This is a genomic window from Shewanella sp. SM20, from assembly GCF_025654545.1.
GTDB classification, from domain to species: domain Bacteria; phylum Pseudomonadota; class Gammaproteobacteria; order Enterobacterales; family Shewanellaceae; genus Shewanella; species Shewanella oncorhynchi.
In genome coordinates, this window is the sequence record NZ_JAKKRK010000069.1 from 1 (window position 1) to 18,957 (window position 18,957).

Sequence of the window (18,957 nt, forward strand, 5' to 3'; positions counted from 1 at the left end):
GATGGTTCAATGCCTGTTGTGGCTAGTTGGTTTACACGCACAGCAACAGGGCTGGGATAAGCATTTTCAGGCCAATACCATTGGGCATCGAACGGTACTCTCAACGATTCGCTTGGGATTGGAGGTACTCAGGCGGCCTGATTATCAAATCACGGAGAAAGAATTGCTGGCGGCCTGGGTATTATTCGCCAATCAGTTGCTCAAATATGGCTATGCTATGGCTGATTTATGAGGGGATCCTTCAGTGCTATATCTGCCTATAAAGATCTAACGAACAGCCTATGACAAGGCTTCACCCTAGTCGTCTTTCATTCCCCACGGCGAGTCATACGTTAATAGACATCTAACTTGTCACGTAGAAAATTTAAGATGTGCAAGCTATTGTGGACCGCGATTATTCTGTCTCAACCGAAAAACGTTTAAAAACCAACCTAGATCGACTAATTACGACAAAGGGAAAGTACATTTAGCGACTAAGAGACAAAATGTCCACCGAGGGTGACTTGCCCGACAAAAAGACCCACTCAAGTCACATTTTTTATCAGCGTAAAATGAGACTATGGCGAAAGTCACACGATAGGGCCTTACATCTTGACACACTCGACCGTGGCCTTTAATTTGAGCGAAAGATTCTTATTTACAGACTAAAATCACTACAGGTAAATGGCTTGTAAAAGAGGACATTAACCTGAGTCGAATTTACTGACGCTGACAGAGTGACCTTCAGCTTTCGCCTTCATCCGTTATCTTTGGAGTTCTATTTGCCCGTTCATGCCCTGTCTGAAGACCTTAAGTCTCTCATCGACAAACTCATTCAATTAAAGCAAGTTCCACCGACGGAACCGATAGTGCAGTTGTCACTAAACACTGTCGCTATGCCTTTAATTTCATGGCTGGCATCACAGACTCAATACCCAAGGATCTACTGGCATGGGCGCGACAGAATCGAAGAAGTCGCGGCGATAGGGGCGTGCAAAGACTTTAGATTTGAAACCGGAATCAATGATCAGCAACTGGCCATGGCCTACCAAGAGCAGCGAGCCTTATCGACGAATCAGAATATTCGCTACTATGGCGGTGTTGCCTTCGATCGCACTATAGAGTCTTGGCCTGAGTTCGGTAATAGCCGCTTTATCCTGCCGCGCATTGAATTTAGACGCAGTGGTAACAAATTTAGCCTATTAGTGAATCTTAATTTTGCTGATAATGATCACCATAGCGAGATAGATAAGGCCATCGGCGCTATCGAAGCTGTCATGCCTGCTAAGCCACTCTCGCCACCTAAAAAGATCGTTCCACTTGGGCGCAGTGACAAACCTGATTTTGAACGTTGGAAGACATTAGTCGAGCAAGTGGTGGATCCTAAGTTCAATCAAGATACCCCAAAAGTCGTGTTATCCCGCTTAACACAACTTGAAGTCAACGAACCTATCGATCCTTGGATGGTGCTGGCTTGCTGGCAGGGCCGTAATCCCAATAGTTTCCAGTTTGGCTTTCAATTTAGCCCAGATCGCACTTTTATCTCTTGCTCACCAGAGCGTTTATTCCGCCGCCGTCAGCAGGAGCTATTTACCGAGGCACTTGCTGGTACAACGGTACGCGGTCTCAATCGAGAAGAAGATATTGCGCTGGCGAACGCTTTATTAGAAGACAACAAAAATAGCGTTGAAAACCAACTTGTTCGCAGTCACATAGTGAATATGCTCACGCCGCTGAGCAATTATGTTGGCGCCGATGAATTAGCGACTATTTTTAAGCTGAACCATATTCAACATTTACACCGTGCAATTCGAGCCGAATTGAAACCGGGCGTGAATGATTTCCAACTGTTACAAGCCCTGCATCCTACTCCTGCAGTTGGCGGCTTGCCGCGATATTCAGCGCTAAACTTTATTCGTCAACGTGAAGGTTATATTCGTGGTTGGTACGCCGGTGCCTGCGGCTATTTCAATAAATATGAGAGTGAGTTTTCGGTAGCGATCCGCAGTGCGCTGATCGAACCCGGTCGGATTAATCTATTTGCGGGGGCGGGAATTATTGCAGGTTCTGAGCCCGAAGCTGAGTGGCAAGAGCTTGAAAATAAACTCGCAACCATAATGTCGATTTTATTCGAAATGTAATAAGCCTAGTAAACATTAAGACTATTCAGCGCCGTCAGCCCTTCGTTTTTCAATCGTTTCAAGGTAAAGCCTGTCCTGTTCACCCGAATCGATTAAGCGCTTATGTGCAAGGTCAAAATGTTGTTTCAACATCTGGCCTTTCTCGGTGTTAGCGAAAACAAAATAGGTTTCGGCCTTGAGTACACCTTGAATAATCACAAAATTTTGTGGCGCCTTTAATTTAGGAACAAACGTAAGTAAATTAGGTTTGTAATCTAGCACGGCATCTATACGTCCAGCATTTAAGCTATTGAGCATAGTCAACATATCGCTACTTTCTTCGTAATACATAGGCACAGGTGTCAGCATATTGTATCTGTAGGCCAGCATGGCCTGAACCTTCTTGTGGGATAGGCTTTCAATACCGGTCCAGCCTGCTGCTGCCTCGGCAGTAACAGCCACATCGATAGAGTCCACTTCAACCATATTCTCTGTTAATAGCCCCTTTTTAATATCACCCTTGTAAACGCTGAGCGTGATATCGGTACGATTGTGCTCAACAAGATATAAACTGCGGGCAAAAGGCATAAACTGCACATTGAGTTGCCATTCTGGCTCAGGGAAAATCCGCTGAAGTAACTCGAAGTAGTAACCCGTTTTATCACGATTGGCAAATCCCTCCCAAGTTGACGTTGCGACATTGACCACTATCGGCTGAGCGGCGGAAACAGATACAGGTAACACAGCTAAAAATAAGCAAAAAGTAGCAAAAAATCGTCTCATGGCTATCCTCCTTCGACGTATTCAAAGTGTAGAAGAGTTTTCATTCTATGTGCACATTTAAACAGCAGACTTGCATCTTAAAACTCGACCACTATAATGGCGACCCGATTTCAGCACGCTGTCATCGGCAATAAAGTCGTAAACATAATAAATTGAATATTAGCGGGTTCCCTCACCCCGCCCTACACAACTAAAAAGGCCACATATGTTAATGTTAACCACAGCGCAGCTTCGCCGCGCTTTATTCCTATTAGTAGGATTCCACATACTGATTATTTGCGTCAGCAACTACTTAGTACAATTGCCATTTCAACTGTTTGGCTACCACACAACTTGGGGGGCATTCAGCTTTCCGTTCGTGTACTTAGCCACAGATCTCACTGTCCGTATTTTTGGCCAACAAGCCGCACGCAGCATCATACTCAAAGCTATGATTCCCGCTTTGATGATTTCCTACGTGATGGGAGTGATGTTCCATCAAGGCAGCTTTCAAGGTACTGATTCACTTGCACAGTGGAATACCTTTGTGTTCCGAATTGCCTTTGCCAGCTTCGCGGCTTATTTGATTGGTCAGTTGATGGATATTAAGGTTTTTGCCCGTATTCGAGCCAGTCGCTCTTGGTGGGTCGCCCCAGCCGCCTCAACCTTAGTCGGAAATCTGGTCGATACTTTAGTCTTTTTCAGTATCGCCTTTTACGCCTCTTCCGATAGCTTTATGGCAGCCAATTGGCCCGAAATCGCTACAGTCGATTACGGCTTTAAGCTAATCGTGAGCTTAGGCCTTTTCCTACCGGCATACGGTGTTTTGCTAAAAGTCTTACAGGACAAGATTTTGCGAGCCAATCCGCAAGAATCAATTTCCTGATTAACCCAACTGGCCAGACCTGTTATAATTTAACCAGTTAATAGCTCAGCCCTGCTCCTGTTAACGCGCGAGTGGGGCTTATTTTTTATGAGAGTAAACTATGTATTCTATTGAAATTAAAGCAGAGTCAAGTTTGACTCCCGAGTTAGCCGTTCAGCTTATCCAACTTAGCCAACAAATCCCAGAGCTCGATCACCCACTCACAAACGAAGTGTTGGACCAGCGCTTACAGGGCAAGACATGTTTGATCTTAGTCGCATATGTAGAAGGTGAATTGGCAGGGTTTAAACTGGGTTATGAGCAAGAAGAGGCTATATTTTATAGCTGGTTAGGTGGCGTTGCATCCGACTTTAGACGTTTAGGCTTAGCGCAGAGTCTACTCGAATATCAAGAAACTTGGGCACGCCGCCATGGCTATAATCATATTCAGGTGAAAACGATGAATCGTTTTCCTGCGATGCTTAATTTATTGATCAGTAATCAATATTTAATTACTGAACTAACAGCCGATCCTAAAAGCTTAGTCGATCATAAACTGTATCTGTGCAAGTCGATCTAAACCGTTAATGGATGAGGGCAAAACGATATTTGTAAAGATGTGCACTTTTTGCAATAAATAGCTTGCAAACACAATTGAGAATGATTATCGTTAACGTGCGTTCCAAAACTCATCTTTAACAACGATGACTGGTAATCGACGTTGTTATGGAGCTCCTGAGTTTGCAAGCACGACATTGCTCACACACACTCTTTGTGGCCGGACTCATCATCCGGCTTTTTTTTTGCCTAAAAATCAGTAATGCAAAGCCACATAATACAAAGCCAGCAATCGCTCGACATATTTTAATTCAAACTTAATCAGCCAAATACAACACACTGCCTATCTAACGGGATAAGACTAATCTGCAGACATATCGCTGTAGTTGCCCGCAAAGTGTAAGCCATCGTAGGGATTATTTTGCTGATCTTCCTTCGCTTCATGATACAAACCTATGGTAAATAAAGACCCTTTACCCAAAGTTGAACTCACTTCTATCGTGCCACCAATCCGCTTGATAATGCCGTAACTGAGCGAAAGACCTAAACCAGTGCCATCCTTACGTGTGGTATAAAAAGGGTCGAAAATCCGTCCAAGCTGCTCTGGCGCTATCCCTGAGCCTTCATCTTCCACTTCGATTTTGACGCCAATCGGCATATCCTGCTGCACCCAGTCATAGGTTCGCACCCAAATACGTCCTTTACCGTCCATCGCATGCGCCGCATTCACTACAAGATTAATCAAGACTTGCAACAACTGCGGACGATTAACCTGTACTGGACAACTGGCGTTTAACTCAGTGATCAGCACGACTTCTTGTTTTTGAATCGAATGTCGCACCAACACCAACATTTCTTCGATAATGGGAGTCATCGGATGCATTTCTAGTGGTGCGTTGAATTCGCCAGGTCGGCTGTATTGCAACAGGCTACGGATGATAGTGCTGATCCGCCCAACCTGTTGAATGACTAGATCAATTTCTTCTTTTACTACTTCAGCATTATCACCAAGTTCGTAGCGCAGTAATTCCATATTGCCAAGAATTACGGCCGTCGGATTATTGATTTCATGGGCAATACCTGCGGTCAATTCGCCAAGAGCTGTGAGCTTCTCGTTAGTGACGAGCTGTTGACGTGTTTCGTTTAGTAATGCCACGTTACGTTGCAGCTCTAAGGTTTTATCCTGCAGGCTGCGAGTACGCTCTTCAACCTTCATTTCAAGCTGTTCTGCAGCCGCTTGAATTTGGGCATTTCGACGCTGTAGCAAGTCAAGCATACTGTCAAATTGCTCGGCTAAGTTCGATAACTCATTATCCCTATCTAATCCTAAGGCGCCGATACGAATATTGCGCCCCGACTGCACTGCTTGTACAACATGGTGAATACGTTCAATGGGCTGCAATAAACTATAAGCACCGCGATAAACCAGCAGGCCAGAGACCAACAGCACTAACATTAGAATCGTGCCTAGCTCTATGATATTGAGTAAATAATTATGGATAAATGGCGATTCAGAAAAGCCAGTATAGATCATACCGACACGTTGGCCGCGAACATCTTCTAAGGGGGCATAAGCGGAAATAAACCAATCGTTAAATACGAAAGCGCGATCGACCCACTGCTCACCTTGAGTTAACACTTTGTCTTTCACTTCCTCCGATACTAAACTGCCAAGCGCGCGGCCCAGCGTCTCATTGCCTGTGGGATAAAAATGCAGCGGCACGTTGGTGGAAATACGGATGTTATCTAAGAAGATGGTCACAGTACCGATGGAACGCTCGGGCAAGGTGCCTTTGTCGTATACCAGATCACGAATGTGGTCGACAATTCGAGTATCGCGATTAAACAAGATCCCACCATCGAGATACCAAGCCACTTTGCCTTCCATATCAGGGACGGGCAATAGGCTACGGCTCAATAAACCACGTTCTTCAACGGTTTTAACGGGGCTCTGCGCCCGCAAGGTTGCAACTATCGGAATGCTCGCAGTGATAGCCAATTCGGGGTCGATACGTGCTAAACGCTCGGGCGGCAGCACCATCAAGCCGGAGTAAGGTAATAAACCATCTAACTTAGGAAGGATTTGGCGTAAATCTGGGTCTGCGGCCGCTTCGGCAACACTGACTAAACGCAGATAATCGAGATTTAGCTGTTTTTTCTGTTCAAGGAGAAAAGCATCAATACTGGCTCGGTAGCTGACTTCGCCACTTAATTCTTTACCACTGAAAAGTGGCCTAAAGTCATTTTGAAAAGTCCAAGACGTCACCACACGTTCAAGTTGTTTTTCTTGGCGTACTTGCACTTGCTGCAAAGTGTTTTCGGCAACAGATAAGTCAGCTTTAACCTTCATAAACAGCTGCTTACCTGTGTAACTGATGTTCCAGTAAATAGTGATAAACACTAAACTCACCAGTGTCAGTAAAATGGGCAGTAACGTCAGGATTAATATGCGATAGCGCACCTTGGCCTGCATTTGCTGCCAACTGACACCAAAAAAGTGAGTGAAGAATGACACCCTATGACTCCTGTTCGCCACTAAAATCAAACCACTCTTTATACTTGCGATCTAAGGTCTTGCGCGATACGCCTAAATCCCTCGCCGCGGCAGACTTATTGCCAGAATGTAAGTCCACAACACTGGTCACATGGTGTTTTTCCACGTCTTTCAATGGCCAATCCAATGGATAACCCGATGTGGATAAAGACTCACTCTTCAGCTGTTGCTTCCAATATTCCGCTGGCGGTTTGCCCAGCAAAATACAACGCTCAATCATGTTGCGCAGTTCACGAATGTTACCAGGCCACTCGTGTTGCTGTAGTTTCACCATATCTTCATGGCTCCATACGACTTCTCTTACCCCTAATTCAGCGGCAAGTTGGCGAGTGAAATGATGGGTTAACTCCACTACATCTTCGGGTCTATCACGTAATGGCGGGATTAAAATATCGAGCACATTCAGCCGATAATATAAGTCTCGACGGAAATTCCCAGCATCCACTTCATCAATCAGAGTACGGTTAGTGGCCGCGATCACTCGCACATCAATGTTAACTTCTTTCTCGCTGCCCACAGGACGAATCGCTTTTTGCTCTAACACTCGAAGTAAAGCCGTTTGCATTTTTAGTGGCATTTCGCCAATTTCATCGAGAAAAATCGTCCCGCCAGAAGCAAAACTGAATAAACCTTCACGATTGCCTTTCGCACCCGTAAAGGCACCGGCGGTATGGCCAAACAATTCACTTTCGAGCAGTTCAGGGGCGATAGAGCCACAGTTAACTGGGACAAAAGGTCCCTGACGTCCACTAAGCAAATGCAATTGCCGTGCGACTAATTCCTTACCCGTGCCCGACTCACCTTGGATCAAGACGACGGCATTGGTCGGCGCCACACGTTCGATGATATGTTTCACCGACTTCATGGCTTCACTGCTGCCAATAATGGTCGATGAATAACCGATTGAAACCTCACGACGCAGCATCAAGTTTTCACGTTTAAGCAAGCGACGTTCGATACAGCGATCGACCGCAGTCATCATCTGTTCGAGATGGAAAGGTTTCATGATGAAGTCAGACGCACCCGCGCGTAGCGCGGTAATCGCGACTTCCATGTCAGCATAGCCAGTCATAAATATGATGTCCGAACGACGCCCCTGCTCATCCAACGCTTCATGCCATTCGATACCCGAACGACCAGGCAGACGAATGTCAACGATAAGCAAATCGAAATGGCAACGGCTACGCAGCTGCTCCGCATCTTCGATACTGCCCGCCGTTTCGACTAAGGCAAATTTCTTCGAGAGTGCCTTATTTAAAAAACTCCGCATTCCGGGTTCATCATCAACAATCAGTACCGATACTGCCGATGGAAGAGGCTTGAGGTTATTATCTATCTGGCTCATATTGTCTGCTTCTGGACATTTTGACTCATTTGCGACCAATTCTAGCACTGAAAATAGATGAATAGGTCACTATGAACCATCAGAAGTTTGTCCTGAGACAATTTGTCTGTAGAGTATTTGTTAAGCTTGGGATCAAGCTCACAAATTAGGTTAAGCTGTGAAGAAAATGACCGCATTCTCAGCTTGGCATCTAACTTGCTTTCAACCGAACGTATTACAATTTACGAGACCTTCCACTCAGTAGGCATTTGAGTTGGAATCCTATTTTCCGCCAAGGAGTACCCATGCTAAACATGAAATCTCATATGAAGTCATTACTGGGACTGGTTGTTGCAGCCAGTATGTTCACTGTTTTACCCGCTCACTCGACTGAAATTATCAAGTTAGCCACCACCACCAGCACAGAAAACTCAGGCCTATTGAAAGAACTGTTACCTAAGTTCGAAAGTGAATCAGGCTACAAGGTTCAAGTCATCGCCACAGGTACAGGTAAAGCCCTGAAACTAGGTGAGCAAGGTGATGTGGATTTAGTCATGACTCACGCGCCTAGCGCCGAAGCCAAATTCGTAGCCGATGGTTTTGGTGTTGAGCCCCGTGGCATTATGGAAAATGATTTCGTAGTACTTGGCCCTAAAAACGACCCAGCAAAAATCCGTGACAGCAAAACGGCCGAAGAAGCCTTCGTTAAAATGGCAAAATCAGGCGTACCTTTTATCTCTCGTGGTGACAACTCAGGCACTCACATCAAAGAGTTAGAAGTATGGAAAGCGGCAAATGTTACTCCTAACTTCAAAGGTTATACTTCAGTCGGTCAAGGCATGGGTAAAACCCTGCTGATGGCAAACGAAATGCAAGGTTACACTCTGTCTGACCGTGGTACTTTCGTGGCTTATAAAACTAAGCTCGATCTTGCCGTTGATTTCGATGGTGGTAAAACCTTAGCCAACCCATACCAAGTCATTCTCATCAACCCTACTAAATACCCAGATCTGAACCACAAAGGCGCTAAAGCATTCAGCGACTGGTTGATCAGCAAAGAAGGTCAAAGCATGATCAACAGCTTCAAAGTTGAAGGCGAGCAATTGTTCAAGGCAACTTATAGCGAATGAACGACGGCTGGCTAGCACTATTACAGCAGGCGTTAAGCCTGCTGTTTTCTTTAGACCCTGACGTTTGGTCCATCATTTCGATCTCGTTTTCGGTTTCTTTCGCGGCACTGCTGATCACGCTGGTTCCTTCCATGGTGCTCGGCTTTGTGTTGGCGTTTGCGCCATTTCGCGGCAAATGGATAGTCACTAACTTAGTTCAAACTCTGCAATCAATCCCGACAGTGGTTATCGGTCTACTCGTGTATTTACTGCTAACGCGCAACGGTCCTATGGGCGATCTAAAATGGTTATTTACCCAAGAAGGCATGATTCTCGGGCAAATGTTCATCTGTGCCCCCGTGCTAATTGCAATGAGCCAAGCCGCATTCACTAGCGTTGATCGCAGAGCTTGGGAAACCTCACGCACCTTAGGTGCCTCTTGGTGCAGCGCAGTGTGGACAGTATGCCGAGAACTGCGCATGCCCTTACTGCTGGCGATTGTCGCGGCGTTTAGTCGCATTCTGACCGAAGTCGGCTGCTCTATGATGGTCGGCGGCAATATTTTAAACGTGACCCGTAATATTCCTACCGCAATCGCACTTGAAACCAGCAAAGGTGACTTCGCCCAAGCTATCGCCCTCGGGCTAGTGCTGCTAATCTTGGCCTTGATCCTCAACTTTGCCTTAGGTAGTTTACGCGGCAAAGCCATGCCAAGGAGCCATTAAGCAATGACTAAGGTCAAACTGATCGCCCGTGACGTAGAAATGTCCTTTGGTGCGCGCCTGTTATTCAAAGCCGACGTATTATCGCTCTGCCAAGGAGATGTGATTTATCTGCAAGGCGACAATGGCACAGGCAAATCAACCTTGATGAAAATTCTGGCAGGCTTAATACCACCAACCAAAGGCCATATTAAGGCTGTCGGTTTTGCCAAAAATGCTTGGTGGCGACGCAATCCATTGTTAGGTAAGGCTGTTTATCTGCACCAACATCCTTATTTGTTCGACGGCACAGTAGAATATAATCTCACCTATGGGCTGAATTTCAGCTCAGAAACAAAAGCCAAGGCTAAACAGCGGATTACTCAAGCAATTGAGATGGCGCAGCTAGGGTCGCTGCTGCACGAAAGGGCCAGTAATCTCTCTGGTGGCGAAAGACAGCGCCTCGCGATTGCGCGCGCTTGGATCCTACAACCTAAACTATTAATGCTCGATGAACCCACCTCCAATATGGACAAGGATTCCCAAGAGCTAGTATTAAAAATGATCCAACAACTCAAACACGAAGGCACAGGAATGTTACTGAGTAGCCATCAGAATTGCGCGCTAACCGCCATCTGCGAACAACAGTGGCACATAGAAAGTGAGCGCGTGATGACCTCTTATCAACAGCCTGAATCTTTGCCAGCACAGGAGCCTTTGTATGTCATCGCAAATTGATGCCGTTATTCTCGCCGGTGGTATGGCCCGTCGCATGGGTGGCGACGATAAAGGTCTCGTCGAATTAAACGGCGAAGCCATGATTAAGCACACAATAGATAGAATAAAACCTCAGGTTAAGGAGATCCTGATCAACGCAAATCGTAACCAAACACGTTATGCTGAGTTCGGTTTTAAGGTGATAAGTGACGAGCATAGTGGTTTCCTCGGACCTTTAGCGGGTATGATCACCGCTATGGGCCAAACAGATGCAGACTACTTATTGGTAGTGCCCTGCGACTGCCCACTCCTGCCACTCGACCTTGTTCCGCGTATGTTGGCAGCAATTGAAGCAGAAAAAGCCGAGATTGCTGTTGCCAGTGACGGTGAGTATGAACAACCCGTTGTTTTACTCTTAAAACCTAGCTTACGTGACTCGATGAAAGCGTTTCTTGAGGCGGGTGAGCGTAAAGTGGACTTTTGGTATATCAAACATCACTTCGTCGTAGCGTCATTCGCCGACCAGCCCAATGCTTTTGTGAATGTGAATACGCCAGAACAAAAACAACGACTAGCGATAGAAATCACCCAATAGCTAAAAAGGCTCCAATAACCCAAATTAGAGGTGCAAATGAGTAACCCCTTCGTCAATCCGCTCGCTATTCCCGTTCTCGGATTTTGTGCCTACAGTGGCACGGGGAAAACCACCTTACTCAAGCAATTGATCCCCGAATTAAATCAACGTGGCCTGCGCTTAGCCGTAATCAAACATGCCCACCATAATTTCGACGTAGATATTCCCGGCAAAGACAGTTACGAAATGCGTAAAGCGGGTGCGCGACAAATGCTGGTCGCCTCCCATGTACGCTGGGCGCTGATGACAGAAGATGCGCGCGATGGCGATCCTGAGTTAGTCCATTTACTCAAGCAAATCGAAGCCGACAAAGTCGATATCGTCCTCGTCGAAGGCTTTAAAAAGCTCGCATTACCTAAAATTGAATTGCACCGCGCCGCCCACGGCAAACCTTTTATCTACACCCAAGATGAGAATATCCTCGCCATCGCCTGTTGCGATGACACTCAGTTGCCAAACGACGCACTCCCGAATGAGCTGCGCCGTCTCGATCTCAACAATGTCAGCCAGATTGCCGATTTTGTGATGGAGTACGCCCAAAACTGGGAAGCGCCACTCCAATACCCCATTTCGGCCGTGGATACCTGCGCCATAGGCAACAACAAAAACCTTACCGTCAGCCAAGGTTTAGCGCAGATTTTATCCCATGTATCACCTGTGGCAGAGATTGAAGACATTGAGTTAGATGCCTTAGATAACCGCGTACTAGCCAGCGACAGCATTTCTCCCGTCAACGTGCCACAACAAACCAATTCGGCGATGGATGGCTACGCCTTTGTCTATCAAGACCCAATGCCTACCACATTAAAATTGGTGGGAGAGGTTCTTGCCGGTCATCAATATTCGGCCACGCTTAAAGTCGGCGAAACCGTGCGTATCATGACGGGCGCAACAGTGCCTGCAGGTGCTGATACAGTGCAGCCCCGAGAGCTTGCCAAGGAAGTCGATGGCATTGTTAGCTTTGAAGGCCGCATTCTTTCTGGCCAACACGTTCGCCTCGCTGGAGAAGATATTGCTCAAGGCCAAGTCGCACTTGCAAAAGCCACTCGCCTAAGCGCCGCCGAACAAGGTTTACTAGCCTCACTCGGGCTCAATCACGTGAGTGTATATCGCCGCCCAACTGTTGCAGTATTCTCTACCGGCGATGAAGTGAGCCAGCCCGGCGAAGTGCTCAAAGCTAACTGCATTTATGACTCAAACCGCTTTACCATCAAAGCGATGGCAAAACGTCTCGGTTGTGACGTTATCGATTTAGGCATTATCGAAGATTCTGAAGCCGCCCTTGAAGCAACTCTCGCTAAAGCCGCCAACCTTGCTGATGTCGTCATTAGCTCGGGTGGCGTGTCTGTCGGCGATGCGGACTACATTAAAACCGTGCTTGCACGCCTCGGAAAAATTGATTTCTGGCGGATTAGCATGCGTCCGGGTCGGCCACTCGCCTTTGGTAAAGTGAATGACAGCTTATTCTTCGGGCTACCTGGCAACCCAGTCGCAGTCATGGTGTCTTTCCTGCAATTTGTGCAGCCCGCTTTACGAAAATTAGCAGGTGAAGTGAACTGGCAAGCGCAGCTATTCCCTGCAATAAGTGATGAAACTCTACGAAGCCGCCAAGGCCGCACCGAATTTATTCGCGGGATTTATCAGCTTGGTAAAGATGGACGCCTACACGTTAGTAGCACGGGCAACCAAGGTTCTGGGATGTTAAGTTCAATGGTTAAAGGGAATTGCCTCATCATCATAGGGGATGATGCAGAAGCCGTGAATGCAGGTGAAACTGTATTTATTCAACCCTTTGCGGATCTGCTTTAGGATCCAGTGAGTTTTTATGAGTCTAATTGTGGATTCCTTTGGCCGTAAGGTCGAATATTTACGGCTCTCGGTCACCGACCGCTGCGACTTTCGCTGTGTTTATTGCATGACGGAAGATCCCTGTTTTCTGCCAAAGGACCACGTACTCCACCTCGAAGAATTAGCTTGGATTGCCCAAGCCTTTACCGAGCTTGGTGTGACTAAAATTCGCCTGACCGGCGGTGAGCCCTTAGTTCGCACCGATTGCGATCAGCTAGTGGGTCTGCTTGGCAAACTGCCTGGGCTGACGGATTTATCCATGACCACCAATGGTTCAAGGCTGACAAAATTCGCTAAACCCATGTTTGATGCAGGATTAAAGCGCCTCAATATCAGCCTAGATACCTTAAACCCCACACTGTTTACTCAGCTAACGCGTAACGGCAAATTAGACAGAGTCATCGATGGTATTGATGCGGCTATTGCGGCGGGATTTGAACGTATTAAGATTAATGCGGTGATTTTAAAACAGCAGAACGATAATGAAGTTATTGATTTAGTTGATTTCTGCCGTGGCCGTAACTTAGACATCGCCTTTATCGAAGAAATGCCACTTGGCGAAATGGATGAGCGGAAACGCGCCCGTCATTGCAGCAGCGATGAAGTAAAAGCCATCATCAATAGTCACTATCCGCTACAGCTTTCCAACAAACGTACCGGCGGCCCAGCACGTTATTACACTATGGCCGACAGCCCAATCCATATCGGCTTTATCTCGCCCCACAGCCACAACTTCTGCCACGAATGTAATCGCGTGCGCGTCACAGTCGAAGGCCAATTACTGCTGTGTTTAGGCAATGAACATGCCGTTGATCTCAAAAGCATAGTCCGGGAATTTCCGGCTGATATTGAAAGATTAAAAGTCGCTATTCTCGCGGGAATTAATCTCAAGCCTAAGCAGCACGACTTTGGCAATAATCAGGTACAAATCCTACGCTTTATGAATGCCACTGGCGGTTAAGCATCACCACTCCATCGCTTAAGGGCTAGCATCTCAATTTGGCCGTGATAAACTCGAAGCATCACCCCATACTTAGCGTCACACATTTCTATGGCCTTAACTCGTAAGCAATGGAATAACGTCATTATTGTCGCCTGCGTCTTTATGGTCGCCGTGCTGACTTTTATGGATAACAAGACCAATAATGTTCCGAGTGATGCTCAGCTGCTATTTGACGATAATGCGCCGCTTTCACAGCTGCAACTCGACGGGTTATGGCTGCACAAGCAAGCATCACAATGGGAGTGCGACACTAAAATCCTCAACTGTGATGAATGGGCAAAGGCGTGGCAAACCATACGGGTATCCCCCTTAACCACCGCGCCAGAAACCACAGATAATCCGCAAGAATTAGTCATCCAGATTGCAGATATCCGCGATGCTCAACTGTGGATCTATTTTCCCAATGAAGGCGCCTTAAAGTCTCCCGCAGGTAATTGGTATTTAGTACCACCGAGTTTAAGATCTAAACTGCAACCGATCCTCGATGCGAAACCCGCAACTTAAATGCCACCCCATTTTACTTAAGATAAGAAAGAATCCATGCCGGAATTACCAGAAGTTGAAGTCACCCGTCAGGGTATTGCCCCCTACCTTGTCGAGCAAACCGTAGTTGATCTTGTGATCCGCAATGGCTCGTTGCGCTGGCCAGTGCCTGACATAGCCAAACAGATTATCGGCCAAGTCATACGCCAAGTGCGACGCCGTGCTAAGTATCTATTAATCGACACCGACGCGGGCACCAGCATAGTGCATTTGGGTATGTCAGGGAGTTTACGGATTTTGCCCCACGACACGCCAGTGGAAAAGCATGACCATATCGACTTAGTGCTCGCCAACGGCCGCATTTTACGTTTTAACGATCCCAGACGTTTCGGTGCTTGGCTATGGTGTGAACTCCCAGAAGAAGCGCATCCATTACTCGCCAAACTGGGGCCAGAGCCACTGACCCATGCCTTTAATGTCGCACAATTAGCGGCAGCTTTAGCGGGCAAGAAAAAGGCCATCAAACTCTGCCTGATGGATAATCATATAGTGGTGGGAGTGGGTAATATTTACGCCAATGAAGCCCTGTTTGCGGCGGGCATTCACCCAGAGGCCGAAGCAGGTAAAATCGATATCGAGCGTTTGACCGTTTTAGTTGCAGAAGTGAAGCAAATCTTAGCCCACGCCATTAAACAGGGTGGCACCACGCTGAAAGACTTCACCAATGCCGATGGCAAGCCGGGCTACTTCGCCCAAAAACTGCATGTCTATGGTCGCGGCGGTGAAACCTGCACAAGCTGCGGTAACTTGCTGAGTGAAATCCGTTTAGGCCAGCGCACCACAGTTTTTTGTGGCATTTGCCAAACACGCTAATATTGCGTTATTTATAAGCCAAAATGCCAAGCAAGTGCTTGGCATTTTTCGTTATTTAATCAATTATATCTGTCAAAAACGATACTCAAAACTGCTAAATAGCGTGGCATTTGTATCATTTTCTTGAACTTCAAATTCCGATCTCGATACTGTTCCACCTAAGCTCCACATGCCTTTCCACACAGGCATACGGTAAGAAAGCTCCAGCATCAATAAATCTTCTTTTGGCGGTTGTGGTGCCCAAGTGTTCGCCACATTGGAGCCATCTTTATTCAGCTTCGCATAACGCAGCAACGAGGTAAAACCACGGCTGTTATTAAACTGGCCAACTAATCCAACCACGAACACTTGTGCATCGCTATCATAGGTAGAACCCAAAGCACGACCATAGTAGCGAGCACCACTCAGATAGACAGGATCCTCATAGAAACAATTGGCACTATCACCATCGCATTTTACATAGGTGTCCGAATATTCCATGAACAACTTAAACTGCTTACCCGATGTGCCAAAATGGGTATCAATCCCCCAAAGTGAGCCGCAGTCACTACCATTTTCACAACTATGTTCGAGATATAATCCAACAGGGATATCCTGCAAAGTATCGGCATAACGCATATCAATACTTTGAGTTCTATGGCCTGCATCGCGGCGCTCATTCGGCGCACAATCATTTGTACCATCGATACAAACAGCATTACTCGCAACCGAATCCCACCAAGAGTCAAAGTTACAATCTTGGCCCTCACCACAAAATAAGGTCGACCAAGACAATCCCACTTCTAACTGTTTAATCGGTCTTGCACTTAAGCGCATATCCCACTCAGCCGTCTTAGGCACAGCACGATCCACTTCAGTTAAGCTAAATCCGGTTTTAAAGGTCCAAGGACCAATCCAAGATAACCAAGGTGTTTCAAAGGCCGCGGCATTGTTACGGCTCAAGGTTAACGATGACATAGGGCGGGCGTTATTAGAACGATGTAGAGCCGAGTCAAACCCCGGTCCCCACCACTGCTCAACCGCGCCTAAGGTTGCGATCCAATTACCAAAAATGATGGCAAAATAAGACTCATCAAGGCGGAAATTTTTATTATCTTGCGGATCATAGGTTTCTGCCACAGTCGCCTTATAAGCAACACGCGATCCTAAATACTCGTAGGAGCCCAGCACTTCACCTTTCTCGCGATAGTCAGAACCATAATGTTGAAAGCGAGCAGGATCAGATGCTGCCGATACTTTTATCCGTGCATTACCACGATTATCGACAGCATTTTGATAATAAAAATTAACCCGTGCAAAGGCTTGTACTAAAGAGGGAGAAAGCAGCTCAGGCTCAATTTTCGCTAAATCACCACCAATGCCTGACCACATCAATGGATAAGTATTCACTGGCACAGTGATCACACCCGCATCAGCAAGTGCTTGAATGTCAGCTCTAAGATAAATATCAGAGGCATCGACCCAAGGTGCAGCAGCAAGCATTGAAGAAAAAAACAGGCCAGAGGCAATGCTAGTAGCAAGGATCGTGGGGGGAAAAAAAGCCTTCATAACATCCTTTTAAGTATCATCACAAGGCAACAATGCCTCAAAGTTAACACAAAACGCCTACGTAAAAACCATCAGGTACGCAGGTAAAATCTAGGGTTTAACCAACTTAAGCTTTGCCGCCAATGCAGCAGTTACTTCAGGGTGAACAAACTGGCTCACATCGCCACCATGCAAAGCGACTTCCTTAACTAAGGTTGAAGAGATAAATGAGTTTTCCTCGGCAGGCGTTAAAAATACGCTTTCCAGATCAGGGCTCAATCTGCGATTCATATTTGCTAATTGGAATTCATATTCAAAGTCGGATACCGCGCGTAACCCACGCACAAGTACACTGGCCTTTTGCTCCTTGGCAAAATCCACTAGCAACCCCGAAAACCCCACCACCTCAACATTATCCAAATGAGCAGTCACCCGATTGACCAATTCAACTCGCTCTTCAAGGGTGAATCTAGGCTGCTTGGAAGGATTAGCCGCAATGCCAATCACCACATGTTTAAACAGTTTAGCCGCACGCTCAATCAAGTCGGCATGACCATTGGTGATAGGATCAAATGTCCCTGGGTAAATTGCTCTTGTATGCACTTTGCTGACTCAACTCACATGGATGCCAAAAATCATTGCTCGCAAGTCTACTCGTTTTAGCCAAGCGAGTGAATAATCGCAGCAAAAACGACTTTAAATACCGATAAAAAACTTAAAAATAAGCAAGAACGCTATTGATTAAGCCCATGTAAAGGCACGAACAGGTATAATGTTGCACGAAATTAAAACCGACCACATACAATGTTGCTCCCCTATTTAACGATATACACTGAGCAGTGTTAGGTTTAAAAACGACGTTTGAAGACACGCAGAAGAGCATATATGAAGAAAATCGCGATTTTTTGCCATAACTTTTTCTCCAACGGCACAGTGAAAGTCGCCTTGTCGCAGGCAGAAGTGTTACAGGAAGCAGGACAAGATGTACATTTGTTTGTGTTTCACAGGGAAGGCGATTTTATACCTCCGCAAAATGTGACCATTCATTATCTGTTTGAAGCGGGTCAAAAACCTTCGCTACAGGAGCAGATACAACAACTCAAAGCTAAAGTGAGCGCCGCCGAAAAAACGGGCAAGTTTTCACTCTTTCTAAGTAATTCAACTGACTGCGATGTTGTTGTTTCCGGCTGTCATTTCGATCCTTGCTACTACTTCTGTCATTGTGCGTTAAAACAAGAGTTATTGATGGAGTTAAAACGCGGTCCAGTACACTTCTGGCGCAGATGGAAAAAAGCCAAGGCTCTGATCGGCAAAAAAATCATCACAGTCTCAAATGGTATTGCCGACGAACTCAGAGCCACTTCTTGGTTAAAACCCCAGAGCGTGCAAACCATCTACAACCCTTTTCGCTTAGAAGAAATAAAAATTAAGACTCAAGAAGTTATCGCCGAAATTCCCAATGAGCCTTATATGATCCATGTGGGTAGAGTCACTCGTCAAAAGCGCCATGACATTCTCTTCAAAGCATTGAGGGATATGCCGACAGCACCGAAACTCGTGCTTCTCTGTAATCGACCAAATAAAGCGCGTAAATTAGCCAAAAAATACGGTGTTGAGCACCGAATTATCACACCCGGTTTTCAACATAATCGTAAGCGTAACGCCAACCACACCTTGCGGTGTGGCTGGTGATCAGTAAGGCAGGAGTTGCTGTAGTTTCTCTTGGGTGTTGGCTTTGGGTAGCTCGGTTAATAAGCGGCATAGGTAATCATACGGCTCCAGTCCGTTGATTTTTGAGGTCTCGACCAGGCTGTACAGTGCCGCACTGGCTTGTGCTCCCGTCTTGGTATTGGCGAACAACCACGCCTTGCGACCAATCACGAACGGTTTGATGGCGCGC

Annotated in this window: 17 protein-coding genes and 2 pseudogenes; 13 read left to right on the forward strand and 6 right to left on the reverse strand. The window is 46.4% G+C overall.

Features of this window, described 5'->3' with window-relative positions:
* Positions 1-232, forward strand: a pseudogene (locus tag L5M18_RS20745) (IS4 family transposase); the annotation flags it as partial.
* 529 nt (positions 233-761) lie between these two features.
* On the forward strand, positions 762-2,120 hold the full coding sequence (locus L5M18_RS20750) for an isochorismate synthase MenF (RefSeq protein ID WP_263198464.1): 1,359 nt from the start codon (positions 762-764) through the stop codon (positions 2,118-2,120).
* Positions 2,121-2,141: 21 nt separating this feature from the next.
* Here the strand turns inward: L5M18_RS20750 and L5M18_RS20755 are convergent, their stop codons facing one another.
* A complete protein-coding gene (locus L5M18_RS20755) occupies positions 2,142-2,882 on the reverse strand; it encodes a substrate-binding periplasmic protein (RefSeq protein WP_219251450.1) in 741 nt (246 codons plus the stop codon).
* 205 nt (positions 2,883-3,087) lie between these two features.
* On the opposite strand from L5M18_RS20755, the gene L5M18_RS20760 reads away from it, so the two are divergent.
* Together L5M18_RS20760 and L5M18_RS20765 are read left to right on the forward strand one after the other, a co-directional pair.
* Entirely contained in the window at positions 3,088-3,747 is a 660-nt protein-coding gene (locus L5M18_RS20760) for a 7-cyano-7-deazaguanine/7-aminomethyl-7-deazaguanine transporter (RefSeq protein WP_219251451.1), read from the forward strand.
* 100 nt (positions 3,748-3,847) lie between these two features.
* Complete coding sequence (locus L5M18_RS20765; RefSeq protein WP_219251452.1) at positions 3,848-4,306, forward strand: GNAT family N-acetyltransferase; 459 nt, start codon at positions 3,848-3,850, stop codon at positions 4,304-4,306.
* 339 nt (positions 4,307-4,645) lie between these two features.
* On the opposite strand, the gene L5M18_RS20770 is transcribed toward L5M18_RS20765, so the two are convergent.
* Positions 4,646-6,799, reverse strand: a complete 2,154-nt coding sequence (locus L5M18_RS20770; protein ID WP_105250737.1) for a cache domain-containing protein — start codon at positions 6,797-6,799, stop codon at positions 4,646-4,648.
* A gap of 1 nt (position 6,800) precedes the next feature.
* On the reverse strand, positions 6,801-8,183 hold the full coding sequence (locus L5M18_RS20775) for a sigma-54-dependent transcriptional regulator (RefSeq protein WP_105250738.1): 1,383 nt from the start codon (positions 8,181-8,183) through the stop codon (positions 6,801-6,803).
* Between the two features lie 284 nt (positions 8,184-8,467).
* Here L5M18_RS20775 and L5M18_RS20780 point away from each other — a divergent pair, with 284 nt between their 5' ends.
* From L5M18_RS20780 to mutM, 8 genes are all read left to right on the forward strand, one after another.
* Positions 8,468-9,292 carry a substrate-binding domain-containing protein gene (locus L5M18_RS20780; protein WP_212599451.1) on the forward strand — a complete coding sequence of 275 codons (825 nt, stop codon included), beginning with the start codon at positions 8,468-8,470 and terminating at the stop codon, positions 9,290-9,292.
* Positions 9,289-9,996: an ABC transporter permease gene (locus L5M18_RS20785; protein WP_168826136.1), complete on the forward strand. Its 708-nt coding sequence runs from the start codon at positions 9,289-9,291 to the stop codon at positions 9,994-9,996. The genes L5M18_RS20780 and L5M18_RS20785 overlap by 4 nt, the downstream gene beginning before the upstream one ends.
* Positions 9,997-9,999: 3 nt before the next feature.
* The gene (locus L5M18_RS20790) at positions 10,000-10,710 is read left to right on the forward strand and encodes an energy-coupling factor ABC transporter ATP-binding protein (RefSeq protein WP_263198467.1); all 711 of its coding nucleotides are present in this window, start codon (positions 10,000-10,002) and stop codon (positions 10,708-10,710) included.
* Positions 10,694-11,284, forward strand: a complete 591-nt coding sequence (gene mobA, locus L5M18_RS20795; protein WP_113940167.1) for a molybdenum cofactor guanylyltransferase MobA — start codon at positions 10,694-10,696, stop codon at positions 11,282-11,284. The genes L5M18_RS20790 and mobA overlap by 17 nt, the downstream gene beginning before the upstream one ends.
* A gap of 36 nt (positions 11,285-11,320) precedes the next feature.
* Positions 11,321-13,132 carry a bifunctional molybdopterin-guanine dinucleotide biosynthesis adaptor protein MobB/molybdopterin molybdotransferase MoeA gene (locus L5M18_RS20800; RefSeq protein ID WP_263198469.1) on the forward strand — a complete coding sequence of 604 codons (1,812 nt, stop codon included), beginning with the start codon at positions 11,321-11,323 and terminating at the stop codon, positions 13,130-13,132.
* Positions 13,133-13,148: 16 nt separating this feature from the next.
* On the forward strand, positions 13,149-14,132 hold the full coding sequence (moaA, locus tag L5M18_RS20805) for a GTP 3',8-cyclase MoaA (protein WP_131524425.1): 984 nt from the start codon (positions 13,149-13,151) through the stop codon (positions 14,130-14,132).
* Between the two features lie 90 nt (positions 14,133-14,222).
* Entirely contained in the window at positions 14,223-14,678 is a 456-nt protein-coding gene (locus tag L5M18_RS20810; protein WP_263198471.1) for a hypothetical protein, read from the forward strand.
* 36 nt (positions 14,679-14,714) lie between these two features.
* Positions 14,715-15,530 (forward strand): bifunctional DNA-formamidopyrimidine glycosylase/DNA-(apurinic or apyrimidinic site) lyase, encoded by an 816-nt coding sequence (gene mutM / locus L5M18_RS20815; RefSeq protein ID WP_263167915.1) that lies wholly within the window; start codon positions 14,715-14,717, stop codon positions 15,528-15,530.
* Positions 15,531-15,602: 72 nt separating this feature from the next.
* Here the strand turns inward: mutM and L5M18_RS20820 are convergent, their stop codons facing one another.
* Positions 15,603-17,078 carry a capsule assembly Wzi family protein gene (locus L5M18_RS20820; protein ID WP_263162642.1) on the reverse strand — a complete coding sequence of 492 codons (1,476 nt, stop codon included), beginning with the start codon at positions 17,076-17,078 and terminating at the stop codon, positions 15,603-15,605.
* Between the two features lie 90 nt (positions 17,079-17,168).
* Positions 17,169-17,660 carry a pantetheine-phosphate adenylyltransferase gene (gene coaD, locus L5M18_RS20825; RefSeq protein ID WP_105250747.1) on the reverse strand — a complete coding sequence of 164 codons (492 nt, stop codon included), beginning with the start codon at positions 17,658-17,660 and terminating at the stop codon, positions 17,169-17,171.
* A 282-nt stretch (positions 17,661-17,942) separates the two neighbouring features.
* Here coaD and L5M18_RS20830 point away from each other — a divergent pair.
* Positions 17,943-18,707 (forward strand): annotated as a pseudogene (locus L5M18_RS20830) (glycosyltransferase); the annotation flags it as partial.
* Between the two features lie 42 nt (positions 18,708-18,749).
* On the opposite strand, the gene L5M18_RS20835 reads toward L5M18_RS20830, so the two are convergent.
* Positions 18,750-18,957 (reverse strand): transposase domain-containing protein (locus tag L5M18_RS20835; RefSeq protein ID WP_263197534.1); only part of this gene is annotated, 208 nt, incomplete at its 5' end.